The following is a 23,963-nucleotide window of genomic DNA, read 5'->3' as shown; positions in this document are numbered from 1 at the left end:
GATCTGTTTCCCAAATAACTGCGCAATTTTGAACGGAAGCGCCTCAGTTGCGCAGTTATTATATGCCGCGATTCGTGACCGAATTACAAATGCTTAACCAAAAGGCGGCTGGAAGCATGTCAAACGAGCAGGCGAAACTGGCGGTTTGGCGGTCCAATCGGCGGGTGATTCGCACCCTCCCGCGGTGCTGGTGAGCAAGGCCGACCCTCTCGTTATGCACATGAAATTCATTGAATTTTATGTGATGGCGCCAGCGGGACGAAAAGGCTCGGCCTGCCTATTGTCCGTCGTCTTTCAGGTAGTTGCTGCCGTTGATCACCAGGAGCCCGTCGGACGCTTTGTCCGGTTCGAAGATGCTCATGCTTTCCGTCTTGCCGCTCGCGTCGGTGAGGTCGAGACGATAGCTGGAAAGCGTGTAGCGTTCGCCGGCGCCCGGCCGGTTCCCCGACGTGGTGACGCCCGATTGCGATCCGCCGATTTCGTTCGTCATCGAGGCGCCGGACCAGCCCATACCCCGTAATGCTTGATCAGGATGTCTTCCTTGGCCATGTCGGGCAACGTCGCGACGAAGGTCTTCATGCCAGCCGGGAGGAACGCGCGCGGGCTCGACAGCGGATTGGTGATCTGGATCAGGGCACTGCCGCGCTTGTCGTCATCCGTTTCCGGAAAATCCTTCTGCAGCATAAAGAGATCGCCCTTGCCCGCCTTCCGCCAGCCGGCAGGCAGCGTCACCGTCAGGCCGCCGATATAGGCGGGCGCGGCAAACGCCGGCGGACAGGAGAAGAGACAAATAAGGCCGAGAACGAGCCCCAGGGCCGACCTGATCCGGCCGATTCGATCGATATGTATGCTGCCCATGCGCCCTCCCCTCCTGTTTCGGCAATCGCCGACGGGATTTGGAGCCGTGCAAAAGCTGTTCAACCCGGAGCTTTCATGAAGATTTCTTGAAACCTCGCATAGGCTACGGCCTACGCCTCAGGAACCGGGCGCTATCAATTTCAGCGAGGGGAAATAGCTGCGATAGCGGCCGACATCTCGCGTCAGGAGCGGCAATTGTTGCACGGCAGCGTGAGCGCCAATGAAGAAGTCGGGAAGCACGCCGGTGCGCGTCCCGCCAGCCTTGCGATATTGCGTGAGCACCTTGCCGGCAAGAAACAAAGCGGGCTTGGGTATAGGCCTCATGTCGAGGCTAGCCTCTTCCACAAAAGCCTCCAGCGCCTCAATCCTTTCATATCGAACCGCAAGTTCGGCATAGATTACATCGTTGATCAGGAGGGGACCTTCGATACTCGCTGCCTCGAGCTGAGCAACAGACCAATCCGACCATTTCGCATCGTCGGTCACGAGGTCCAGGAGCACGTTGGTATCGACGAGCGTCACGTTTCGCCGCGCGTCAAAGCCATGATGGCATCCGTATCGAGGCCCTTGCCTGCATGGCCGCGCAGCTTCTCGAAGCGGCTGGCTGGCCGCTTCTTGTCGGCGCGCGTCAGAACCACACTTCCGTCGGGAGCACGATGAAAATCGACCTTGCTGCCTGGAACGATGCCAAGCATATCCCGAACGGGCCGGGGAATGGTCACCTGCCCTTTCGCGGTAACGGTTGTGGCCATAGCGAGCGCCTTTGTAATACTCTTTTGACGGAAGGTATTACTTCATCCGAGAAATTTCAAGGCTGCCGCTAATCCGCCATCGATTGGTAGAGCCAGTCGGGTAGCGTCTGCGCAGCCACCCGTGCGCCGGCGCAGGGAAGCAATGCGTCATCGGTCAATTCGACACCAAAATACGAGGTCGACGGATCTGTTATCACCGGCCGCTCGTCTTCGTTCGCGGCGAGATAGATCCGTGCGACGTCATCGATACCGAATTGTTCCGGGCCGCCGATTTCGACGAAATCGCCCAAAGGCGTTGCGACGGTCAATTCGGCCATGAAGGCGGCGACTTCCGCGGCCGCGACCGGCCTCATCAAGGCCGGCGGCAGCCGAAAGACGTCGCCTTGCGCACCGATGTCGATCAATCCGTTTATGAACTCGTAAAACTGGGTTGAGCGGAGGATCGTGTAGGGGCGATTTGAAGCTCGGATGAGATTTTCCTGCACCATTTTCGCGCGAAAATAGTCGCTTTCCACGAGCCGGGGCGTACCGACGACGGAAAGGGCGAGATAATGCCCGACGCCGGCCGCGGCGGCGGCGGCAAGCAAATTCTTCGTCGACGCCCTGAAGAAATCAAGTGCCGCGCTGTCGCCGAACGATGCGGCGTTGGTCACATCGACGACGGCGTCGGTTCCCGCGACAGCCGCGTCAAGGCCTTTGCCGGTCACCGTATCGACGCCAAACGACAAGGACGCGTCCGTAACCTCGTGGCCCGACCGGCGCAGCCTTTCGCTGAGCCGGGTTCCGATGAGACCGCTTGCTCCCACCACGGTGATTTTCATGTCGGCATCCTCGCGATCGATTGGATCGAGAATGACCGGAAGGCCAAAACCCTTCCATCATGCGTGTGGCTCGGCGCCTTCGCCTTAGGTATAGCGGAGTAGACCTAAGGTCTAGGATGACCCACCGAAACGGGAGCGATCTCACACTTGCTCTTGCGCGCCGAGGATCCGGGCTCGCCGCAGCACTACCCCTCCACGCAATGTATGGATTTCCATGAGTTGCGGCTGTGCTATGACGGGACTACGGTTCGCAGCATGAGCTCGCCAGCCCCGACATCAAGAACGAGTGCTGCACCAAATGCGAATGATCCCCCGGCCTTGTCTGCCCGGCAGGAACGGTGGATGACGAGCGTCTGGTCGCACCGCCCCCGCGCCCTGTATCTGGGGCTCTTCATCGCCGCCTATGTGCTCGGCTGCGGCTTTGCCCAATCACTCGCGATCGTGCCGGGAACGGGCATTTCCATCTGGCCTCCGGGCGGGCTTTTCATCGCAACGCTCATCCTCGCCCCCAGGCGCAGCTGGCCGTGGTGGATATTGGGGGGCTGCTTGGCTGAGCTGTTCAGCAATGCCCTCTGGTTCTACAGTCCGTTGCCGGCGGCTTTTCTGATATACGTCGGCAACGCTCTTGAAGCGGTGGTCGCGGCATGGCTGGTCAACCGGGCCTTGAAGCGGCCGGCTCAGCTGGAAACCTTGCAGGAGGTTCTCGCATTCGTCGTCCTGGGCGCCGGAATTGCGCCAATCGTCAGCGCGACCGTGGGAAGCGCGACGCTCGCATGGTTCGGCATCCAATCGCAATCCTTCGTAACCGCCTGGCCTCTCTGGTGGATCGGTGATGCAACCGGTGTCCTGATCGTCGCGCCGCTGGCGCTGTCCGTCTTTCATAACTGGCGCGGCAAGACCCGGCTCTCGGCAGCGCAATGGGTGGAAGCTGGCGTCCTTGGACTGATTTTTCTCAGTGTCGCCGCTCTTTCGCTCAGCGGCTACCTTCCCTTCGCCTACATCATCATGCCGCCCCTTCTTTGGGCAGCGGTCCGCTTCGAATTCAAGGGCGCCGCCATATCGCTCGTGCTCCTCGCCCTGATCACGGCTATCTTCACGATAACGGGCGCCGGCCAATCTGTCGGCGATGCCGAGTCCCAGAAACACAAGCAGATCATGCTGCAGCTTTTCCTGGCGATCTCGGCATTTTCGGCGCTGATCGTCGCCGCTATATCCAGGCAACATCAGCTGGCCGTGCTCACATTGCGTCAAAGCGTTGAGACGTTGCGCGAGCGGGAGCAGGAGCTCTCGCAGCTTGTCGACATGGTTCCGAGCCACGTCTGGCGTCTGACACCCGAGGGCGAACCGACCTTCTTCAATAGACGAATGGTCGACTTCCTCGGCCTCGATGTCGCGGATACGGACAGGCCCGGCATGAGCCGGCTGGAAGCGGTTATCGAGGCCATCATTCACCCCGATGATGCAGCCGGCTTCCGGGATACTCTCAACCATTGCATCGTCACCGGCGAAAACTTCGCCATGCGGTATCGGCTGCGCCGCGCCGACGGCGTCTATCACTGGATGTCGAGCCGCGCTGAACCGATGCGGGATCAAACCGGCCTCATCGTCCAATGGTACGGCCTTTGCCACGACATCGACGATCAGGTCCGTGCCGAAGAGGCGGTGCGCCAGAGCGAGCGAGCGCTGCAGCAGATGATCGACGCGGTGCCGGTTCGCGTCTGGAGCGTGGAGCCGGCGAGCGGGTCGGTCTATTTCAACAAACGCTATCAGGATCATTTCCGCGCCGTTATCGCCGATTTCGACGCTCTCGGCGAGCCGCGCATCGAAGACCTGCTGCGGCAGCTGATTCATCCCGAAGACGCGCCCGACGTCCAGCGCACGCTGCGGAATTGTTTCAAAAGCGGCGGCGGCACCGCCATGCGGTTTCGCTGGCGCGAAAAAGACGACGTCTACCGCTGGGCGGAGTGCCGGATGGAACCCCGGTGCGACGACGATGGAAGGGTCGTGCAATGGTACGGCGTGTCTCTCGATATCGACGAGGAGGTGCGTGCACTCGAGGCATTGCGTGATCGCGAGCGCGAGCTCTCGCAGCTCGTGGACATGGTGCCGGCCCAGATCCGGCGACTGACACCGACAGGCGAGCCTGTCTTCTTCAATAAACGCCTGATCGATTTCTTCGGTCTCGACGTCGGCGACATGGATAAGCCGGGCGTCAGCCGCCTGTCGGCTGTCATCAATACTCTCGTCCATCCCGATGACGCACCGAGACTGCTTCAGACTGTTCACCGTTCCCTCACCAGCGGCGATCCCTTCTCGATCAAATACCGCATGCGCCGTTTCGACGGAGCCTATCGCTGGGTCGACGGCCGCGCCGAGCCGCTGCGGGATCAGAACGGCACAATCACGCAATGGTACGTCATCTCGGTCGATATCGATGACGAGATGCGCGCGCAGGAAGCGTTGCGCGACCGGGAACGCGAACTCTCGCAACTGGTTGACATGGTTCCGAGCCTGCTCTGGCGGCTTGATCCGGAAGGGACGCCGACCTTCTTCAACCAGCGCCTGAAAGATTATCTTGGTCTCGACATCATTGATATGGAAACGCCGGGGATGAGCCGGCTTGCGGACCTCATCGAGGCCGCCGTCCATCCCGACGATGCCAGCAGTCTCGCCCAAGCACTCAACCATTCCCTCGCCACCGGCGAGCGCTTCTCCAAGCAGTATCGCCTGCGGCGCGCCGACGGCATCTATCGCTGGGTCAGAGGCAGCGCCGAGCCGTTGCGGGACGAGAGCGGTCGGATTGTCCAATGGTACGGTCTCTCGCACGACATCGACGATCAGCTGCGTGTCGAGGAGGCGCTGCGAGAAAGAGAGCGCTCGCTCTGGCAGATCGTCGAAACGCTGCCGGCCATGATCGATTGCGCGGCTCCTGACGGAGAGCCGGTCTATCGCAACCCCCAGCTCCGCGACTTCCTCGGATATAAGCTCGAGGAACTTGATGGAACGGGGAAAACCCGGCTGGACGGCACGCTCGACGCCGGCGTTCATCCCGACGACGTAGCGGGTGTCAAAGAGAATTATGCCCATTCATTGTCCACAGGCGAGCCCTATGCGCGCCGGCATCGTCTGCGGCGGTACGATGGCGAATATCGCTGGGTCGAGACGCGCGCTGCGCCGATGCGCAATGCCGAAGGCGTCATCGTCCAGTGGAACGTCATCTGCCTCGATGTCGACGCGGAGGTTCGGGCGGAGGAAGATCTGCGCCAGGCGCGCGAGGGTCTTGCACGGGCAAGCCAGGTGGCGAGCCTTGCCGAGCTTTCGGCCTCCATCGCTCACGAGGTGAACCAGCCGCTCGCGGCCGTCGTCGCCAACTCGCATGCTTGCCAGCGCTGGCTGATGGCCGAACCGCCGAATATGGAGCGGGCGCAGAGGACGGTCGAGCGCATCATCCGCGACGCCAACTCGGCCGCCGATGTCGTCAGCCGCATCCGCGCCCTGTTCAAACAATCCGCAGACCGGAGGGTCCACACGACGCTCTCCGGCGTTGTCGACGAAGCCCGCAATCTGATGGCCGCCGAAGCGGCGCGGCGGCGCGCGAGGATGGACGTCGAGGTTGACGGCAATCTTCCACCCATCGCCATTGATCGCGTCCAGATCCAGCAGGTTCTGATCAATCTCATCCGCAACGGCATCGAGGCGATGGACACGGTCGACGGCGACAGGGTGATCGGGATGCGCGTGCGCCATATGGGGAATGCCATTCAGACCGAAATCAGCGATCGCGGTCAGGGTATCGAGTTCCCCGAGAAGATGTTCGAACCTTTCTTCACGACCAAGGAGAATGGCATGGGCATGGGTCTGGCGATTTGCCGCTCGATCGTCGAGCTGCACGGCGGACGATTGTGGGCAGAGAAGAACGATCCGCACGGAGCGACGTTGATCTTCACCTTGCCGATAGAACCGAAGGCGGCGTCATGACGGACAATGACCATATTGTCTTCATCGTCGATGACGACGAACGTGTCCGTGAGGCGCTCAGTGAGCTCATGGACGCGCATGGCATGCGCGCCATCGCCTTCGAATCCGCCGGCGATTACGTGAGAGCGGACAAGCCTGATGTGCCCGCCTGCCTCATCCTCGATATCGAGCTGCCCGACATCAATGGCCTCGATCTGCAGAGGCAGATTGCCGACGGCGATCATCCGCCGATCGTCTTCATTACCGGACATGGCGACATCCCCTCCTCCGTGCGTGCGATCAAAAGCGGCGCCGTGGATTTCCTGACCAAACCGTTCAGTGACGCGGATCTCCTGGCGGCAATCCATGCAGCACTCGCCGAGGATCGGGAAAAGCGATCAGGACGCGCCGAGCTCGACATGCTCAAACGACACTATCTCGACCTGACGCCGCGCGAGCGCGAAGTGCTGCCGCTGGTGGTCAGCGGTCTTCTCAACAAGCAGGCGGCAGCCGAACTCGGGATCAGCGAAGTCACGCTGCAGATCCATAGAAGAAACGTGATGCAGAAAATGGCGGCGGCGTCGCTCGCCGATCTCGTGCGGATCGCGGAGAAACTGGAAATACCGATTACCCACTCGCGCCGGGTGGGGGGGAATTGAACATGAATGAGACAAGACATGTCGTCGCAGTTGTCGATGACGATCCCAGACTGCTTGAATCGATGGGCGACCTTCTGGAATCGGCGGGTTATGTGGCCCGCGGCTTCCCGTCGGCGGGCTCGCTGCTCATCAGCGGGCTGTCGGATCTCGACGTGCTCATCACCGATATCGGAATGCCCGGCATCGACGGCTTCGAGCTTCGTGACCTGGTGAGAAAATCACGTCCCGAGTTGCCGGTGTTCCTGATCACGGGCCGCCATGAAATAGCCGATCAGGGCCGCGCTCAGGGAGGCGGCCGTTTCTTCCGCAAGCCCTTCGATGCCCAGGCCCTGCTGGCGGCTATCGCCAATGCTTTACACCAATCGAGAGATGGAGGGTAACATGAGAGTTGACCAGCCGTTGCTGCGGAGATCGGCGCCGTTATCATTGCAGGGCAGATATGAAGAAGATCAGCCGCTCGTCATTATCGTCGATGACGACGCGTCAGTTCGCGAAGCACTGTCGGAGTTGATCCTGTCGGCGGGTTTTCAGTCAGTGAGTTTTGCCTCGACCCGCGAATTGCTTGATGCCGATATCTTGGAAAGCCCCGGCTGCCTGATCCTCGATGTGCGCATGCCCGGAGCAAGCGGCCTCCACCTGCAGAGCCATCTGGCCGAAAACGGCATTTCCAAGCCGATCATTTTTCTGACCGGCCATGGCGATATCCCGATGACCGTCCAGGCGATGAAGGCAGGTGCTGTGGATTTTCTCACCAAGCCGGTGCGGGACCAGACGCTGCTCGACGCCATCACTGCGGCCATTGCGATGGATGCCGAACGACGGGCCGAAGCCGCTATCGCCAAACGCAATGTCAAACGCCTGGAGACGCTAACGCAGCGCGAACGTGAAGTTCTGCACGAAGTGGCGCGCGGACGCCTCAACAAACAGATCGCCTTCGATCTCGGCATCAGCGAAGTGACGGTCAAACTGCATCGCAGTAACGTCATGCACAAGATGGAGGCCGCCTCGATCGGTGAACTGATCCGGGCCTGGGAGACGCTGCCGGCGCAAATGCGTCAGGCTGGCTCGCGTTAATTTTTTTGCCGGGCGCTTTCCAACGGTCGAGGAATGTCGACCTCAAACAGCAGTTGCCTGTCCATTTGATGCGCACCGTATCCGATTCGCGTTGAAAAAGACGACGCTGCAACGGCAATGGGTTTCGCCGTCGCTCCCATGCGTTATCTCTAAATTAGAGCCCAGGGTCATGACCTCATGCCCGGCCTAGATTCCATAAAGGAGATCACGCCTGAACAACCGATCGCTAACCGCACCTTCCCCTGAAACCAACGCCTTCGACATCGAAGCAAACTTCTTGTCGGCCATGGGGAACGCCAAACGGCTTCACATCCTGCATGTCTTGACCGAGGGAGAAGTGTCGGTGACCGACCTGGCCGAGGAAGTGGGATTGAGCCAATCGTCGACTTCCCAGCATCTGGCAATTCTTCGAGAACAAGGACTCGTGCAGACGCGAAGGGTTGCCCAGACGATCTTTTATTCACTTCAATCCGGCACGGCGAGGACGATGCTCGATACGCTCGCCGACATCTTCGGATCGCCCCGTCGAGCCCCAGCAGAACGCGTCCAAGCCGGGCGCCTGACGAAATGACCAAGCCTCTCTACAGCCGCTCGTGATTGGTCATTGAGGACAGGATGACCTTGCAGGCAATCAGGTCACATCGAACCCTGATGAATGTTTGATGTACGCCTCCTAGACCAGGGTGTGATTACGCCTCCGTTGCGAATGGAGATAATCAACCACACCAGCAACGAAACGGTCAGGAAGAGGCGATGATGGACGTATATGAGGCAGTCACCAGCCGACGGTCGGTGCGCGGATTCAAAGACAGGCCTGTGGCAAGGGAGATCCTGGAGCGCGTGCTGTCCGCTGCGGCTTGGTCGCCGTCGGGATCGAACATCCAGCCATGGAACACCTACGTGATGACCGGCGCGCCGCTGGCCGAGCTCAAGACATCAGCCGTCGAGCGCGTGGCCCACGGCGACGCCTGGGACAAGCGGCAGTACGAGATGTATCCGCCGGCGCTGAAGTCCCCTTATGGAGAGCGCCGGTCCGCCTTCGGCAAGGAGCGCTACAGCGCGCTCGGCATTGCACGCGAGGACTGGGAGGCGCGCCAGCGGGCAGCGATCGCCAACTGGAACTGCTTCGGCGCGCCCGCCGCCCTGTTCTGCTACATCGACCGTGAGCTGGGTCCACCCCAATGGGCCGACGTCGGCATGTATCTGCAGACCGTCATGCTGCTGCTCCGCGCCGAGGGACTGCACAGTTGCCCGCAGATGGCGTGGTCACAGGTTCGCGAGACTGTCGCGGAGGTCCTGTCACCCCCGGACGGGCTCATCCTCTTCTGCGGCATGTCGATCGGATACGAGGACGCCGCAGTCAGTTTTGCCCGTACGGGCCGCGCCCCGCTTGCCGAGACGGTCACTTTCGTCGACAATTAAGCGCTGCTGCGCTCAAAGGACGAGAGACCCCTTCCATGCTTTCTGCGCATGATACGTCCGATCATGCGCGATATTGGAGAACGCCATGACCACGCATAAAGTAGGCTATCTCATCGGCAGCCTTGCCAAGGGCTCGATCAATCGCAAACTCGCCAAGGCGTTGGTGCGGTTCGCCCCGCCGGAACTTGAAATGTCGGAGATATCCTTCAAGGACCTGCCGCTCTACAGCTACGACTATGACGCCGACTACCCTCCGGCCGGCAAGGCATTCAAGGCCGCAATCGCGGCCGTCGACGCCGTGCTGTTCGTCACGCCCGAATACAATCGATCCATACCTGGCGGGCTGAAAAACGCAATCGACTGGGCAAGCCGCCCCTACGGCACCAACTCGTTCACACGCAAGCCGTCAGCGGTTATCGGCACGTCGCCGGGCGCGATAGGCACTGCAGTCGCCCAGCAGAATTTGCGCAGCGTGCTCAGCTTCTGCAATTCGCCCCAGATGAATGCCCCGGAAGCCTACATCCAGTTCACACCAGGCCTGATCACCGATGACGGCGAGGTCACGAACGAGGCCACTGCGGATTTCCTTCGCAAATTCATGCAGGATTTCCATGTCTTTATCGCAAGGGTTCGCTCGGTGCTGCCGAAAGACGCCTAGATTGCACTTAAGAGGAACTGGCCGCTCCCGCGCGGCAGCGGCCAGTTTCCGGTTATCGAGTGAATCTTCAAGCGAAGGCGTAAGAACCGTCCGGCCGCTTCGGCACGCGTCGCTGCCAGTGGATGTAGCCTTCCTCCTGCATCGCCTTCTCGTCCATCTCGACGCCCCAGCCGGGCCGATCCGGGCGCAGTTCGAGATAACCGTCCTTCGGCAGGTAGGGATCGACGACGTAACGGGTTTCCCCTTCCCGCTTCTCGATATCGATGCCGCCATAGACGTAAGCCTGTCCCTTCGGCAGCCGGTATTCGAGGATGCGGAAATTCTGCGCTGCGGCCGAAAAATGCACGTTGACCGCCGTTGCAAGCGGCCCCATCGGATTGTGCGGCGCGACGCCGACGAAGAAGGCTTCGGCAAGTGTCGCAATACGGCGCATTTCGCTGATGCCGCCGACGACGCAGATATCCGGCTGGATCAGATCGGCGCCCTTGACCTGCAGCAGCCGCAGGAACTCGTTTCTGCTGTAAAGCGACTCGCCGGTGGCGAGGACGCAGTTGAGCCCCTGTTTCAGGTCGCCCCAGGCCTCGATGTTCTCGGGGCGCAGCGGTTCCTCGAAAAACAGCGGATCGTAGGGCGCCAGCGCGTTGCCGAGCTGGCGAGCGGCGATCGGCTCGAAAATCTTGGCATGGGCGTCAAAGGCGATCTCGTATTCGTCGTTGACCGTTTCGCGCAGCGAACGGAAATAATCCGCCGAGGCTTTGACGACATTGCCCCAGCGATTGGCATGCATGTCGATCCGCCAGGGGCTGAGCTTGAAGGCAGTGAACCCCCATCCCTCCTTCAGGCGATCGAATTCGTCGCGGGCCGCCGGCGCGTCCGGTGCGGTGTAGACCCCGGCATAGACCTTGACGCGGTCGCGCACTTCGCCGCCGAGCAGCTTGTAGACCGGGACGTTCGCCGCCTTGGCCGCAAGGTCCCACAGGCAATGATCGAGCGCGGAGATCGCGGCAAGGCCGAGCGCACCTGGCGGAAACCGGCTTTGCTGGATCAGCAGGTTGACCAGATAATCGACGCGTGTCGGATCCTGGCCGGCCACAAAGGCATAGAGATAATCGAGCAGCGGCGGCAGCGCCTTGTCGGGGCCGTGATTGTAGCATTCGCCCCAGCCCGTCAGCCCGTCATCGGTATCGAGCGCGACGATCACGCGCGGACGGTCCTTGTCGCGGGTCATGAAAACCCGCATGCGGTCGATCTTCATCATTCTGTCCTTCTAGCGATTGAAATAGCTGCGCCGCGCCACGCGCGTCTGCACGTAGACATGCTCTTTGTCGGTTCCGGGATTGTATGCGCCTGCGGCTTGCGGCACCGAGACGTTGCCGCCGCTTGGGAAGCGCGCCACGAAGGCCTCGTCGATATCGCAGCCAAGTCCCGGGCCGTCTGGAACGGCGATCAGGCCGTCGACCTGTTGCGGATGCGGCACGATCGTCTGGCGGCGCCCGTCCCAGTCGTCGTCGAGGCGCTCGAGAATGAGAGCGTTCGGGATCGCCGCCAGCAGATGCAGGGCCGCATATTCCGCCACCGGCCCGAGCGAGCCGGAATGCGGCGCCATCTGGATATGATGGGCCTCGGCCATGGCGGCGATCTTCTTCATCTGGGTGATGCCGCCGGCCCGGCCGGTATCGGGCTGGATGACGTCGACCAGTTCCTTTTCGATAAGCTCGCGCTCGCCGAAGATGGTCGCCGAGCGCTCACCGGCCGCAAGCGGCACATGAGCGGCGTCGCGGATGCGACGGTAGCCGTCGACATTCTCCGGCGCGATGGGATCTTCCACCCACATCAGCTCATAGGGTTCGAGCGCCCGCACCGGCCGGCAGGCATCCGCAGGCGTCAGCCATGGCGGCCCGTGCAGATCGATGGCGATATCCATATCGTCGCCGACGGCATCGCGCAGTGCCGCGACCTTGCGGACCGGGTCGGCGACGCCGCCGCACTTGATCGCCTTGATGCCGCGCGCCTTGATGGCAAGCGCCCGCTCGGGCGTATTGGCATGCGAATAGATCGGGATCCGGTCGCGCACCTTGCCGCCGAGCAGCATCCAGACCGGCACGCCAAGCGCCTTGCCCTTGATGTCCCAGAGCGCCATATCGATGCCGGTCATCGCGCCGCCGCCGACGGTCCCGAGCATGCCATGACCCATCATGGCGACATGCATCTTCTGCCACAGCCGTTCGATATGGGCCGGATCTTCACCAATGAGGAGGGCAGCGAGATCATGGATCGCCGTCTCGACGACACGCGGCCAGCCCGAGCATTCGCCGATGCCGGTGATGCCCTCGTCGGTATCGATCTTCAAAAACAGCCAGTTTCTGGTGCCTCCGAACTGCTTGGAGGCAGCACCGCCGGGAGCTTGGTCGGACGCCCAGTTCGAAGGGTCGGGCTGACCGACATGCATGAGAAATGTGCGGATTCCGGTGATTTTCATCTCTGAGAACTTCCATTTTTCAGATGGTCGGGCTTCAGATTGCCAGGCTCCAGATTGACCGGCGCGACGTAGCGGAAACGCCTGGAGTGATCGCGGTCGCGCGGATCCGGGCGTGGGATCGCCGATATCAGCGCCTGCGTGTAGGCGTGCTCGGGCGTGCGGCAGACCTGCTCCGCCTCGCCGATTTCGACGAGCTGGCCTTTGTACATGACGCCGACACGATCGCACATGTAGCGGATGACGCCGATGTCATGGCTGATGAAGATATAGGCGAGGCCGAGCTCGTCCTGCAGGCGCATCAGGAGATCGAGCACCTGCGAACGCACCGAGACGTCGAGCGCCGAGGTCGCCTCATCGGCAACGATCACACGCGGATTGAGCGTAATGGCGCGGGCAATGCCGATGCGCTGGCGCTGACCGCCCGAGAATGCGTGCGGGTAACGTTCGCGCGCCCTCGGATCGAGACCCACCTGCTCCATCAGGTGGCAGACCCGCTCCTCCAGCGCCCGCCCTTTGGCGACGCCATTGACGAGCAACGGCTCCCCGATGATCTGGGAGACGGTCATGCGTGGATTGAGGGAGCCGAACGGATCCTGAAACACCATGCGCAATTCACGGCGCGCGGCCGCCAGCGTCTGACCTTTTGCCGTTGCCAAATCGATGATGTCGCCGCCGGCATTGCGATAGAGGATTTCGCCGGCTGTGGGATCAATCAGCCGCATGATCGAGCGGCCCATCGTCGTCTTGCCGGATCCGCTTTCACCGACGATGCCGAGCGTCTCGCCCGGCAGAAGCGAAATGGAAACATCGTCCAGCGCTTTCACTTCACCGAAATCCATCGAAACGTTGCGCAGTTCGAGGATCGGCGCCTTCGTCCTGTCGAGCGGGGGGCGTGCAAGGCGGATTTCGGCCTTCTGCTCCAGCTTCAGCACCGAGCCGATCAGCATGCGGGTATAGTCGTCTTGCGGCGCATGAAAGATCTGCTCGACCGGCCCATATTCCTTGGCGACGCCGTTATGCATGACAAGCACGTCATCGGCGATCTGGGCCACGACGCCCATGTCGTGCGTGATGAACAGGACCGCCATGCCATTGGCCTTCTGCAGCCGAGCGATCAGATCGAGAATTTCGGCCTGCGTCGTCACGTCGAGCGCCGTCGTCGGCTCGTCGGCGATCAGCAATTGCGGTTTGCAGGCAAGCGCCATGGCGATCATCGCGCGCTGGCGCATGCCGCCGGAATATTGGAAGGCATAGCGATCCAGCGCCTTTTCCGGAGAGGGGATCTCGACCTGCTTCAGCAGCGATATGGCCTCGGTGCGCGCCTCCGCCTTGGTCATCCGGGTGTGGAGGCGAAGCGCCTCGACGATCTGGTTGCCGACCGTGTGGATCGGCGATAGCGACGACATCGGCTCTTGGAAGATCATGGCGATGTCGCGGCCGCGGATCGCCCGGATCTGACGTCCGCGCGGATTGAGGCTGGTCAGGTCGGTCGAGCCGCCGTTCTGGTCGTTCAGGGTGATCGATCCGGCCGCAATGCGGCCGGGTGCATCGACGATCTGCAGGATCGAACGCGCCGTCACCGACTTGCCGGATCCGCTTTCGCCGACGACACAAAGCGTCTTGCCCGGCTCGATCGAAAAAGACAGGTCGCTGACGGCGCGAAAGACGCCGGTGCGCAAAGGGAATTCGACGGTCAGGTTCTTCACCTGGAGCAGCGGCGTGCCGGCAATGGGAACGATATCGGTCATGCCGGCCTCATTTGTTGTAGGGATCGGCCGCATCGCGCAGGCCGTCGCCGAGAAGGTTGAGCGCCATTACGGCAACGACGACGGCGCAGCCCGGCATGAAGAGCCAGGGTGCGGTGGCGATCGAGCGAATGTTCTGAGCCTCGCGCAAAAGCACGCCCCAAGAGATGGTCGGCGGCTGCAGCCCGAGCCCCAGGAAGGAAAGCGAGGTTTCGGCAAGGATCATCGCCGGCACGGCAAGCGTGATCGACGCGATGATATGGCTCGCGAAACTCGGCAGCATATGGCGGAAGATGATGCGTCCTTCGCGAACGCCGTCGAGCCTGGCGGCAGCGACGAATTCCTCGGTGCGCAGCGACAGGAAACGGCCGCGGACGACGCGGGCGAGCTGCGCCCAGCCGGTCAGCGACAGGATGATCGTGATCATCATATATTGCAGCGTCGCCGGCCAATCCTGCGGCAGCGCCGCGGCCATCGCCAGCCAGATCGGGATCGTCGGCAACGACAGCACGAAATCGATGAGCCGCTGCATGAAGAAATCGATGCGGCCGCCGTAATATCCCGAGATGCCGCCGATCACGATACCGAGCATCAACGACAGGAAGACGCCGACGAGACCGATCGAGAGCGAAACCTGCGAGCCTTGCACCGTCCGGCTGAAGACGTCGCGCCCAAGCCGGTCGGCGCCGAAGAGAAGCAGCGGCGTAGTCTTGTCGGGCGAGGCGATCAGGTGAATGTTTGTGTTGAACAGGCCGAACACGGAGTATTCATAGCCGCGCCCGAAGAACTGAACGTCGACACGCTTCGTCGCATCTTCCTTGAAGATGGCGGCCAGCGTTTCCGGATCGCGGGTCAGCTTCATCGGGTAATAATGCGGGCCGAAAGAGAACCCGTTCTCGGTATCGATCAGATGCAATTTCTGCGGCGGGTGAAAGGTCGCCCGCGCATTTTGCAGGTTCGGATCGTTGATGGCGAAGAAGCCGGGCACCAGGGCAACGATATACATCATCACGGTGACGACGAGCGCCACCATGGCCAGCCGGTGCCGGCGGAAAGCCCACCAGATCAGCTGCCATTGCGATGCCACGGCGGCGCGATCCGGCTGAATATTTGTAACGGCAATGTCGGCCACGTGAGGCTCCTATTCCAACCGAATGCGGGGATCGACCAGCGCAAGCAGGATATCGCTGATGAGAGAGCCTATCAGCGTCAGCGCGCAGATCAGCAGAACGAAGGCACCCGCCAGATACATGTCCTGGGCCATCAGCGCCTGCAGCAGCAGGGGCGCGGCCGTCGGCAGGTTGAGGACGATGGCGACGACGACCGAGCCGGAGATGAGGTTGGGCAGCAGCCAGGCAATGGTCGAGATGAACGGATTGAGCGCGATCATCATGGGGTATTTCATCAGCAGCCGGAATTCCGACAGACCTTTTGCCCGTGCGGTGGTCACATAAGGCTTCGGCAGTTCATCGAGCATGTTCGCGCGCATGACGCGGATGAGGCTTGCTGTCGACGAGACGGCAAGAATGATGACGGGAAGCCAGAGATGCGAGAAGAGGTCGGCCATCTTGGCGAAGCTCCAGGACGCGTTCTCGTATTCCGGCGAAAACAGCCCGCCGACATCCTGTCCGAATTCGACTGCCGCGATATACATCAGCACCAGTGCCAGCAGGAAGGACGGAACGGCCAGGCCGAAGAAGGTGAAGGCGGTGAAGAAATAATCCCCGATCGAATATTTGCGCACGGCGGAATAAACGCCGATCGGCAGCGCGATCGCCCAGGTGGCGATCAATGTCGACAGAGCCAGAACAAGCGTCAGCGCCATGCGCTCCCAGATCAGATCCGAGACCGGCTGCTGCCACTCGAAGGAAATGCCAAAATCACCGCGCGAGAGGATGCCCCATATCCATTTGAAATATTGAACGAGCATCGGATCGTCGAGGCCGAAACGCTCGCGCAATTGCGCCGCCGTGTTCTGGTCGACGATCTCGTTGGAGGCTGCCAGCGTCGCGATATAGGTGGTGACATAATCGCCCGGCGGCAGCTGGATCAGCACGAAAGCCAGGAAGCTGACGGCAAAAAGCGATGGAATCATCCATAGCAAGCGTTTGGCGGTGAAGACCAGCATGGGCGCCTCTTGCATTGAACGCCGCCTTCCCGACCCCGCCGGCTGTCAGGGCCGGCAAGGCATCTCGGAGGGCGAACTGAAAGAAAGCGCCGTACCGTCAGGCACGGCGCCGGAGATCCAAGTCAGCTTGTGAAGGTGAACTGCTGCGGCAGCGCAGGCCCCGGATTGGGCCAGGACCAGCTGTCCGGCTCCGTTTCGGGAACATTGCGCAGGTTGTTGCGGATGATGCCGAAGCCGCCCACGGCAAGGCAAAGCCCGACGGTCTCGAATTCCTCCGCGGCGATATCGAAAATCTGCTTCATGACCGCACCGCGTTTGTCGAGATCGGCCGTCGAACGCGCCTCATCGAAGAGCTTCATGCGCTTCTTCTGGCTTTCCGGGGGTTCTTCGCCGCGCGCACCGTTGGAGGTGTACCACAGCGTCCACGGAATGGCGTAACGCGAACCCTGCGGATGGAAGGCGAAGAAATCGCGCGGATCGAGCATCGGATCGAGACCGCCTGGGCCCGGCCACACCTGTGCATCATGGGCATTGTCGTCGCCGCGGGTGTAATAGAGAGCCCGCTCGATGGTGTTGACCTTCATGTCGATACCGATCTGGGCCCAATGCGTCTTGACCAGTTCGAGCGCGTCGACGAGGTCGGGATAGAGCGTCGGAATGACGTCGATCGAGAAGAACACCTTCTGGCCGTCCGGCCGGAGGCGGAAACCGTCGCCGCCTTTCTTGTAGCCGGCTTGATCGAGCATCGCGCCTGCCTTGTCGGCGTCAAATTCGGTGAACTGGCGCGCGTATTTTTCGTTGTACCAGGGATGCGTCGGACGCGGTCCGGCCTGGTAGGGCTCGCTCTGCCCGAAATAGACAATATCGATGAGCTCGGGGCGATTGATGCCGATCGACAACGCCTGCCGGAACGATTTGTCCGCAAACATCTTGCGCATGGCAGGATCTTTGTGGGTGATGTTGAAGTAGATCTGGCACTGCTGCGAGGCCGAAGGCACCAGCGTCAGCAGACGATAATCGCCCTTCTGCATGTTCTGGGACAGCGTCGGCTTGTTGGCAAGCACGCTGATATGGCGCTCCTGGATGTCGATCTTGCCCGAGATGACGTTCAGCATTAGCGATTCGACGTCCTGCGAGATGCCGAAGTTGATTTCATCGATATAGGGAAGCTGATTGCCCTCGGTATCGACCTGCCAGAAATAGGGATTCCGCGTCATGACGACGCGGGTGGCGCCACCGACATAGGGCTCCTTGACCACCCACGGATCGAGCGTCGGCTTGTCGACATTGCCCCATCGCGTCGGGATCTCGATGTCGCCGCAACGGCTGCGGAACAGTTCCGTCCAGCTGGTGACGCCGGCTTTCTTCGCATCGGCCTCAATATTGGGATTATATTTCGGCAGGAACTGGCTGCAGTAGTGCTTCGGAAAGAGCGTCGGATGCTGACCAAGCGGCGTGGCGAGGTTTTCCAGGTAAAGCGCGTTGGCCGCAGCAAAGGTGAACTTCACCGTATGATCGTCGATCTTCTCGACGGTAACCGGCTTGCCGGCGACAGCAAGCTGCGCCGGTGTCGCGCTGTAGAGCTCGGTGTTCTTGACGCAGTCTTCGATCGCGAAAACGACGTCATCGGCGGTAAAGGGATGACCGTCCGACCAGCGCACGCCTTCGATGAGATGGAAGGTGAATTGCGTCGCGTCGTCGCTGACTTCCCAGCGCTCGGCAAGGTTCGGCTCCACAGCGGTAAATTCGAGGTTCCAGCGCACGAGGCTCTGGTTGCCGACCATGCGCAGGATGCCGTTATGGTCGGAGGAACCGCGAAGGCCGCGGCGCAGAGAGCCGCCATAGGTGCCGACTTTTTCGTATGGCTTGACGACCATCGGCTTCTTCGGCAGCCGCTCGGCGAGCGGCGGCAGTTTTCCATCTTTCACAAGCTGCGCGAGTGCGGGCGCTTCGCCGCCTGCGGCGAAAGCGCGGCCCGCAATAGACAGCGCCGCTACACCGGCCATGCCGCCAAGCACAGCGCGGCGGGTAACTCCGCGCGACAGAATTTCATTAGGCATCGAGTTCCTCCCTTTCTATGCCGGCGCAACTTTTGAGCCGACTGATGCGGCGGGCTCCCGACCTGCCGCTGCGCCCTCCTCGGCGCCCGGACCGAACCATAGACACGTTCCCAAATGATTACAAGAGTTGACAGATAATTACAAATTTTGTAGCGATGCAGCATAGAAGCTTGAATTCCACGCCTTAAAAGCCAGGCTAGAGCGCACAAAAGACGTCAATCTGTCAGAATCTGTGCGCCGCCATTGAGATGTCGCTGACGGGCAACTGACTGGCGTTCAGAGAAAAGGACGATAATGACATTCGCGGCCGACGCCGTTTCGAACAGAGGCGCAACGCGCTTCAGCGACATTATCTACGAGAAGATCGTGGGGATGATCGCAGACGGCAATTTTCCGGTGAACGAACGGCTGCCGTCGGAGACGAAGCTTGCCGCCGATTTCGGCGCTTCGAGGCCCGTCGTGCGCGAGGCGCTCGAGCGCTTGAGAGCCGATGGCCTGGTCGTCTCGCGCAAGGGCTCCGGCTCCTATGTCCGGCAGAGGCCGGATTCGTCGATGCTGAAAATGGTGCCGGTCGGATCGCTCGCCGATGTCCAGCGGTTTTTCGAATTCCGCGCCGGCCTTGAGGCCGAGGCGGCGGAGCTTGCCGCACGAAACTGGCAGCCGGCCGACAAGGAGAGGATAACGGCAGCGCTTTTTTCGATCGAGCAATGTCTGCGCAACGGAGAGCTCGGCGCCGAGGAGGATCAGGCTCTGCACGATGCCATCGCCATGGCGACCGGAAACCAGTTTCATATCACTGTGCGCGAATGGTTCAGGCCGCATTTTGCCATCGGGCATTCCGTTACGCGATCCCTGAGCCTGAAACGCACACTGGAGCAGATCCGCAGCGTCCAGGACGAGCACGCGGTGATCGTGGAGGCGATCTTCGCACGGCGGGAAACCGAAGCGCACGATGCGATGAAGAAACACATACTGAATGCTCGCGCCCGCATGTTCCAGGGCGTTTGAGCGAGAATGGGAGGAAGAAGATGAAACGGATCGCTATGACGGGTGCTGCCGGACGTGTCGGAACGCTGCTGCGCCCGCTCCTCCGCGCGCATTTCGGGCAGGTCAGCCTGATCGATCTGCAGGAGCCAGCCGGGCTTGGCGATAACGAGACCTTCGTAAAGGCCGATCTTACAAAGCTCGACGAGGCTTTGGCTGCGCTGAAGGATATCGACGGTGTCGTTCATCTCGCCGGTATCGCAAGCGGCACCGACATGAACGCCATTCTGCACGCCAATGTGCTTGGAACCTACAATCTTTACGAAGCGGCGCGGATCAACAAGGTCGAGCGGGTCGTCTATGCCTCGAGCAACCATGCGACCGGCTTCTATCCCCGCGGCGAAGTCATATCGCCGCTTGATCCGATGCGCCCCGACAGCCCGTACGGACTTTCCAAATGCTGGGGCGAACTGGTGGCGGGGCTTTACTACGACACGTCGGGCATTCGCTCCCTTTCCATCCGCATCGGCAATGCCGGTACCTATCCCAACAGCGAACGATCGATTGCGATCTGGATCAGCGCGCGGGATCTGGCGCAGCTGGTGCGGATCGGGCTGTCCCACCCGTCGATCGCCGCGACGGTCGTCTACGGCGTTTCCGATACCGACGAGAAATGGTGGGACAATGATCTGGCGACGAGGCTCGGCTACCGGCCAGAGGACCGGCCGCGCGATCACGCCCGCATCGAACAGGGATCCGAGGGGCCGGTGGCGCTGGCGTTCCAGGGCGGCGGCTTCTGCGAGATCAATCACGACGGCACCATCCGCATGCGTGACGCCGAAGGTTTGGCCAAGAGCCTGGAGGCGGCCGAATGACGGCGCCTCGGATCATCCGTCCGCAAATCCGATCCGTGATCCAGCAACCGCTGACGGTCGGTGAATCGCCGGTATGGGACGATGAGACCGGCACGCTGTGGCTCGTCGATATCCTGGCACCGGCGGTTGTCCGGCTCTCCCCGCAAGGAAAAATCGACCGCTTCGATATGCCGGCGCCGATCGGCAGCCTCGGGCTTTGCCGCGATCACAGGATCGTCGTCGGCCTCCAGACGGGCGTCCATCTCTTCGATCCCGTCGCAGGAAAGATCGAGTTTCTGTGCGATCCGGTCGGGCGCAATATCAATAGCCGCCTCAACGACGGCAAGGTCGGCCCCGACGGACACTTCTGGGTCGGCTCGATCAGCGAAGCCAAGCCGCAGGTCAATGACGCAGCGCTTTTCCGCGTTGGCGCCGATGGGAGCGTGCGCACCGTTGCAACCGGGCTGACGAGCTCCAACGGTCTCGCCTGGTCGCCGGACGGCCAGCGGATGTACCACTCCGACAGCCGGCAATGTTTCCTGCAGGCCTTCGACTTCGATCCGGAGACGGGCAGTCTCGGCGAAGGGCGTCGGCTTCGCAGCTTCACAGAAGATGAGGGGCGGCCGGACGGGGCGACGACCGATCGCGACGGGTTTTACTGGAGCGCCGGCGTCTCGGCCGGCCGCCTCAACCGCATATCGAGCGAAGGCGAAATCGTCGAGATCTACATTCTGCCGGTCCCGGCACCGACCATGCCGTGTTTCGGAGGGCCTGATCTCAGCACCCTCTTCGTCACCAGCCTGTCGACGGACCGCACCGGACGTTTCGAGGCGGGCACGGTCATCGCCTTCGACGTGGATGCAGAGGGGTTGCCGCCCTTCCGCTTCGGCAACCAATCATCTTGAAAGCGAACGGGGAAGAAAAATGAGCATCGCGATCATGCGCAAGGCGCTTACGGGCGTTTCGGGTGTTCCCGTCACGGCCTATGACGGCAAGGGCGAAGTCGAACCGCGGATTACGGCCAAGGTCTATGCGCGGGTGGCGGCTGCCGGCATTCACAACATTGTCGCTGCCGGCAATACCGGGGAATTCTACGCGCTGACGCCGCAGGAAATCCGGATCGTCCACGAAGCGGCGGTATCAGGCGTCGACGGCCGGGCGCCGGTGACGGCAGCGATCGGCCGGTCGCTGCGCGAGGCGATCGGCATGGCGAGGGATGCGGCTGCGATCGGCGCAACCGCCGTCATGTCGCATCAGCCCGTCGATCCTTTCGCAGCACCTTCGGCCCAGATCGGTTATTTCTGCAATCTTGCCGATGCGTCCTCCCTGCCGCTCGTCGCCTACGTCAGGGCCGAGGGTTTCGGCGTTGACGATATCGTCCGCCTCGCCAACCACGGCAACATCGCCGGCATCAAATTTGCCACGACCGATCTGATGCTCTTATCGCGCGCCATCCCGGCCGCCGATCCCGATGGTGCGCTGTTCGTCTGCGGCCTGGCGGAGAGCTGGGCGCCGACATTCACCGCAGCCGGCGCGCGCGGCTTCACGTCGGGCCTCGTCAACGTTGCGCCGCGGCTTTCGCTTGCCGTCCACGCCGCGCTCGAAAAAGGCGACTTTGCCGCAGCACGGGCGATCGTCAACAAGCTCGAGCCGTTCGAGCGGATGCGGACCAAATTCCGCAACGGCGCCAACGTGACCGTCGTGAAAGAGGCCGTCACCTATTCCGGCCTCGATGTCGGCCCCGTGCGCGTGCCGGGATTACCGCTGCTCGACCAGCATGATCGCGAGGAACTTCATCGGCTGCTTCGAGGCTGGGAGGCCGAGGGCAGCATTCAAACTGATCCGGACCGGCAGCAATCTGCCAAGGCGGCCGGCTGAATTCGACATTATTTCCGCAAACAACAGGATTGGGAGGTCTAGAGATGCTGAAACAGCTACTGACAACGATCGCAATTACCGGCGCCCTGATGACGACGCAGCCTGCCTGGGCTGCCTCGCCGCCCAATATGCTGGTCATCGGCACCAATCTCACCGGTATCCGCACGCTCGATCCGGCCCAGAACAATGCCCGCACCGTTTCCGAGCTGATCTCGAACCTCTACGACAACCTCGTGCAGCTGTCGCCGGACGATCTCAAGACGCTGAAGCCGATGCTTGCGACGCAATGGAGCGTCTCGGACGACGGCAAGATCATCACGCTCACCCTGCGCGACGACGCCGTTTTCCAGAGCGGCAACAAGGTGACCGCCGAGGATGCGGCCTGGTCGATCCAGCGCGTCATCAAAATGGGCCAGGTCGGCTCGACCGACGTGGCGCTCTGGGGCTTCAAGCCCGATAACGTCGAAAAGCTCGTTCGGGCAAAGGACGAGCATACGCTCGAAATCGAGCTGCCCCAGTCGGTGAATACCGATCTGGTGCTTTATTCGCTGGCCGGCTCGTCGATCGGCATCGTCGACAAGAAGACGGTGCTGTCGCATGAGGCGAACGGCGATTTCGGCGGCGCCTGGCTTTCGGCCAATTCCGCCGGCAGCGGACCGTTCAGCCTGGCACAATGGCGGCCGAACGATGTGGCGATCTTCAATGCGCAGCCGAAATACTGGGGCGGCAAGCCGGCCATGGCCCGGGTCGTCGCCCGCCACATCCCTGAATCCGGCAATCTCCGGCTGCAGCTCGAAGCCGGCGACGTCGATGTCGGCCAGTATGTGGCAAGCGGCGACCTCGATGCGCTGTCCACCAACAAGGATATGGTCATCGACAATGTCCCGGGTCTCGGTTTCTATTATATCGCCCTCAACCAGAAAGACCCGGATCTGCAGAAGCCGAAGGTTCGCGAGGCCTTCCAGCACGCCTTCGACTGGAAGGCGATCTCCGGCAACATCATGCGTTATACGGGCTTTCCCTGGCAGTCGATGATCCCGCGCGGCATGATCGGCGCACCCGATGAGGCTGCGGTCCGCTATGATTACGATCCCGCCAAAGCCAAGCAGCTGCTGGCAGAGGCCGGATATCCGAACGGCTTGAAGAAAGTGCTCAATCCGTCGGGAGCAGCGACCCTGCCCTTCGCCGAAGCGCTGCAGGCGAGCGCGCGGGCTGCCGGCCTCGATCTCGATCTGGTGCCCGGCGAGTTCACGCCCGCCTTCCGCGAGCGCAAGTTCGAAGTGCTGCTCGGCAATTCCGGCGCGCGCCTGCCGGATCCCTTCGCCGTCGCCACACAATATGCCTTCAACCCCGACAATAGCGACGAGGCGCGGCTCGGCAGCTATTATCTCTGGCGCACGGGCATGAAGGTGGACGACCTCAACACTCTCATCGATCAATCGATGAAAGAGCGCGATACGGCCAAGCGCACGGACATCTTCAAGAAGATGGACGGCATCTATGCCGGCATGGCCGCCCCGCTCGTCATCTTCTTCCAGCGAACCGACCCCTATGTCATGCGCGCCAATGTCAAGAATTATCACGGGCACACGACCTGGTCGACGCGCTGGCACGACGTGACCAAGGAGTAGAAC

Annotated in this window: 21 protein-coding genes and 1 pseudogene; 12 read left to right on the top strand and 10 right to left on the bottom strand. The window is 61.5% G+C overall.

All coding sequences use genetic code 11. From position 1 onward, the window contains the following. Positions 1–277: 277 nt before the first annotated feature. The 4 genes and pseudogenes from ACS4RS_RS32815 to ACS4RS_RS32800 all read right to left on the bottom strand — a co-directional run bounded on the left by ACS4RS_RS32815 (position 278) and on the right by ACS4RS_RS32800 (position 2,431). Positions 278–858, bottom strand: a pseudogene (locus ACS4RS_RS32815) (hypothetical protein). A 117-nt stretch (positions 859–975) separates the two neighbouring features. Beyond that, on the bottom strand, positions 976–1,380 hold the full coding sequence (locus tag ACS4RS_RS32810; protein WP_439012356.1) for a type II toxin-antitoxin system VapC family toxin: 405 nt from the start codon (positions 1,378–1,380) through the stop codon (positions 976–978). Next, a complete protein-coding gene (locus ACS4RS_RS32805; protein ID WP_439012355.1) occupies positions 1,377–1,610 on the bottom strand; it encodes a type II toxin-antitoxin system PrlF family antitoxin in 234 nt (77 codons plus the stop codon). Before ACS4RS_RS32805 ends, ACS4RS_RS32810 begins: the two co-directional genes overlap by 4 nt. 68 nt (positions 1,611–1,678) lie before the next feature. Further along, positions 1,679–2,431: an NAD(P)H-binding protein gene (locus ACS4RS_RS32800; RefSeq protein ID WP_439012354.1), complete on the bottom strand. Its 753-nt coding sequence runs from the start codon at positions 2,429–2,431 to the stop codon at positions 1,679–1,681. A 342-nt stretch (positions 2,432–2,773) separates the two neighbouring features. Here ACS4RS_RS32800 and ACS4RS_RS32795 point away from each other — a divergent pair, with 342 nt between their 5' ends. The 7 genes from ACS4RS_RS32795 to ACS4RS_RS32765 all read left to right on the top strand — a co-directional run bounded on the left by ACS4RS_RS32795 (position 2,774) and on the right by ACS4RS_RS32765 (position 10,201). Continuing rightward, positions 2,774–6,409, top strand: a complete 3,636-nt coding sequence (locus ACS4RS_RS32795; protein ID WP_439012353.1) for a PAS domain-containing protein — start codon at positions 2,774–2,776, stop codon at positions 6,407–6,409. Continuing rightward, positions 6,406–7,047: a response regulator transcription factor gene (locus tag ACS4RS_RS32790; RefSeq protein WP_003591373.1), complete on the top strand. Its 642-nt coding sequence runs from the start codon at positions 6,406–6,408 to the stop codon at positions 7,045–7,047. The genes ACS4RS_RS32795 and ACS4RS_RS32790 overlap by 4 nt, the downstream gene beginning before the upstream one ends. Positions 7,048–7,049: 2 nt before the next feature. Further along, positions 7,050–7,427, top strand: coding sequence for a response regulator (locus ACS4RS_RS32785; protein ID WP_439012351.1), 378 nt, complete (start codon positions 7,050–7,052; stop codon positions 7,425–7,427). 1 nt (position 7,428) lies between these two features. Then, positions 7,429–8,121 carry a response regulator gene (locus tag ACS4RS_RS32780; RefSeq protein WP_439012350.1) on the top strand — a complete coding sequence of 231 codons (693 nt, stop codon included), beginning with the start codon at positions 7,429–7,431 and terminating at the stop codon, positions 8,119–8,121. Positions 8,122–8,332: 211 nt separating this feature from the next. After that, entirely contained in the window at positions 8,333–8,692 is a 360-nt protein-coding gene (locus ACS4RS_RS32775) for a metalloregulator ArsR/SmtB family transcription factor (protein ID WP_439012602.1), read from the top strand. Positions 8,693–8,877: 185 nt separating this feature from the next. Then, on the top strand, positions 8,878–9,543 hold the full coding sequence (locus tag ACS4RS_RS32770) for a nitroreductase family protein (protein WP_439012601.1): 666 nt from the start codon (positions 8,878–8,880) through the stop codon (positions 9,541–9,543). Positions 9,544–9,628: 85 nt separating this feature from the next. After that, positions 9,629–10,201 (top strand): NADPH-dependent FMN reductase, encoded by a 573-nt coding sequence (locus tag ACS4RS_RS32765; protein ID WP_012556237.1) that lies wholly within the window; start codon positions 9,629–9,631, stop codon positions 10,199–10,201. Between the two features lie 67 nt (positions 10,202–10,268). Here the strand turns inward: ACS4RS_RS32765 and ACS4RS_RS32760 are convergent, their stop codons facing one another. From ACS4RS_RS32760 to ACS4RS_RS32735, 6 genes are all read right to left on the bottom strand, one after another. Further along, positions 10,269–11,456, bottom strand: coding sequence for a galactarate dehydratase (locus tag ACS4RS_RS32760; RefSeq protein WP_439012600.1), 1,188 nt, complete (start codon positions 11,454–11,456; stop codon positions 10,269–10,271). Positions 11,457–11,468: 12 nt separating this feature from the next. Further along, entirely contained in the window at positions 11,469–12,680 is a 1,212-nt protein-coding gene (locus ACS4RS_RS32755; protein ID WP_439012349.1) for an enolase C-terminal domain-like protein, read from the bottom strand. Next, positions 12,677–14,428, bottom strand: coding sequence for a dipeptide ABC transporter ATP-binding protein (locus ACS4RS_RS32750; protein WP_439012348.1), 1,752 nt, complete (start codon positions 14,426–14,428; stop codon positions 12,677–12,679). The genes ACS4RS_RS32755 and ACS4RS_RS32750 overlap by 4 nt, the downstream gene beginning before the upstream one ends. 7 nt (positions 14,429–14,435) lie before the next feature. Then, entirely contained in the window at positions 14,436–15,557 is a 1,122-nt protein-coding gene (locus ACS4RS_RS32745) for an ABC transporter permease subunit (RefSeq protein ID WP_439012347.1), read from the bottom strand. 9 nt (positions 15,558–15,566) lie between these two features. Then, complete coding sequence (locus ACS4RS_RS32740; RefSeq protein ID WP_439012346.1) at positions 15,567–16,553, bottom strand: ABC transporter permease subunit; 987 nt, start codon at positions 16,551–16,553, stop codon at positions 15,567–15,569. 122 nt (positions 16,554–16,675) lie between these two features. Then, positions 16,676–18,613, bottom strand: a complete 1,938-nt coding sequence (locus ACS4RS_RS32735; protein WP_439012345.1) for an ABC transporter substrate-binding protein — start codon at positions 18,611–18,613, stop codon at positions 16,676–16,678. A gap of 294 nt (positions 18,614–18,907) precedes the next feature. Here ACS4RS_RS32735 and ACS4RS_RS32730 point away from each other — a divergent pair, with 294 nt between their 5' ends. The 5 genes from ACS4RS_RS32730 to ACS4RS_RS32710 are packed head-to-tail and all read left to right on the top strand — an operon-like array spanning position 18,908 to position 23,960. Further along, complete coding sequence (locus tag ACS4RS_RS32730; RefSeq protein WP_179611157.1) at positions 18,908–19,621, top strand: FadR/GntR family transcriptional regulator; 714 nt, start codon at positions 18,908–18,910, stop codon at positions 19,619–19,621. Positions 19,622–19,641: 20 nt separating this feature from the next. Continuing rightward, a complete protein-coding gene (locus ACS4RS_RS32725) occupies positions 19,642–20,472 on the top strand; it encodes an NAD-dependent epimerase/dehydratase family protein (protein WP_439012344.1) in 831 nt (276 codons plus the stop codon). Further along, positions 20,469–21,356: an SMP-30/gluconolactonase/LRE family protein gene (locus ACS4RS_RS32720; RefSeq protein ID WP_439012343.1), complete on the top strand. Its 888-nt coding sequence runs from the start codon at positions 20,469–20,471 to the stop codon at positions 21,354–21,356. The genes ACS4RS_RS32725 and ACS4RS_RS32720 overlap by 4 nt, the downstream gene beginning before the upstream one ends. A gap of 19 nt (positions 21,357–21,375) precedes the next feature. Continuing rightward, a complete protein-coding gene (locus ACS4RS_RS32715) occupies positions 21,376–22,329 on the top strand; it encodes a dihydrodipicolinate synthase family protein (RefSeq protein WP_439012342.1) in 954 nt (317 codons plus the stop codon). 44 nt (positions 22,330–22,373) lie between these two features. Further along, positions 22,374–23,960, top strand: a complete 1,587-nt coding sequence (locus ACS4RS_RS32710; protein ID WP_439012341.1) for an ABC transporter substrate-binding protein — start codon at positions 22,374–22,376, stop codon at positions 23,958–23,960. Positions 23,961–23,963: the final 3 nt, after the last annotated feature.

This window comes from Rhizobium sp. F40D2, assembly GCF_051810745.2.
Taxonomy (GTDB): domain Bacteria; phylum Pseudomonadota; class Alphaproteobacteria; order Rhizobiales; family Rhizobiaceae; genus Rhizobium.
Note: the sequence above shows the minus strand (reverse complement) of the source record. Positions and strands in the feature narration are given on the sequence as shown.

Bases quoted from the DNA above. Each gene is read 5' to 3' on its own strand.
- ACS4RS_RS32805 (WP_439012355.1), bottom strand. From the start codon at position 1,610: ATGGCCACAACCGTTACCGCGAAAGGGCAGGTGACCATTCCCCGGCCC.
- ACS4RS_RS32800 (WP_439012354.1), bottom strand. From the start codon at position 2,431: ATGAAAATCACCGTGGTGGGAGCAAGCGGTCTCATCGGAACCCGGCTC.
- ACS4RS_RS32795 (WP_439012353.1), top strand. From the start codon at position 2,774: ATGACGAGCGTCTGGTCGCACCGCCCCCGCGCCCTGTATCTGGGGCTC.
- ACS4RS_RS32790 (WP_003591373.1), top strand. From the start codon at position 6,406: ATGACGGACAATGACCATATTGTCTTCATCGTCGATGACGACGAACGT.
- ACS4RS_RS32785 (WP_439012351.1), top strand. From the start codon at position 7,050: ATGAATGAGACAAGACATGTCGTCGCAGTTGTCGATGACGATCCCAGA.
- ACS4RS_RS32780 (WP_439012350.1), top strand. From the start codon at position 7,429: ATGAGAGTTGACCAGCCGTTGCTGCGGAGATCGGCGCCGTTATCATTG.
- ACS4RS_RS32770 (WP_439012601.1), top strand. From the start codon at position 8,878: ATGGACGTATATGAGGCAGTCACCAGCCGACGGTCGGTGCGCGGATTC.
- ACS4RS_RS32765 (WP_012556237.1), top strand. From the start codon at position 9,629: ATGACCACGCATAAAGTAGGCTATCTCATCGGCAGCCTTGCCAAGGGC.
- ACS4RS_RS32760 (WP_439012600.1), bottom strand. From the start codon at position 11,456: ATGAAGATCGACCGCATGCGGGTTTTCATGACCCGCGACAAGGACCGT.
- ACS4RS_RS32755 (WP_439012349.1), bottom strand. From the start codon at position 12,680: ATGAAAATCACCGGAATCCGCACATTTCTCATGCATGTCGGTCAGCCC.
- ACS4RS_RS32750 (WP_439012348.1), bottom strand. From the start codon at position 14,428: ATGACCGATATCGTTCCCATTGCCGGCACGCCGCTGCTCCAGGTGAAG.
- ACS4RS_RS32740 (WP_439012346.1), bottom strand. From the start codon at position 16,553: ATGCTGGTCTTCACCGCCAAACGCTTGCTATGGATGATTCCATCGCTT.
- ACS4RS_RS32735 (WP_439012345.1), bottom strand. From the start codon at position 18,613: ATGCCTAATGAAATTCTGTCGCGCGGAGTTACCCGCCGCGCTGTGCTT.
- ACS4RS_RS32730 (WP_179611157.1), top strand. From the start codon at position 18,908: ATGACATTCGCGGCCGACGCCGTTTCGAACAGAGGCGCAACGCGCTTC.
- ACS4RS_RS32725 (WP_439012344.1), top strand. From the start codon at position 19,642: ATGAAACGGATCGCTATGACGGGTGCTGCCGGACGTGTCGGAACGCTG.
- ACS4RS_RS32720 (WP_439012343.1), top strand. From the start codon at position 20,469: ATGACGGCGCCTCGGATCATCCGTCCGCAAATCCGATCCGTGATCCAG.
- ACS4RS_RS32715 (WP_439012342.1), top strand. From the start codon at position 21,376: ATGAGCATCGCGATCATGCGCAAGGCGCTTACGGGCGTTTCGGGTGTT.
- ACS4RS_RS32710 (WP_439012341.1), top strand. From the start codon at position 22,374: ATGCTGAAACAGCTACTGACAACGATCGCAATTACCGGCGCCCTGATG.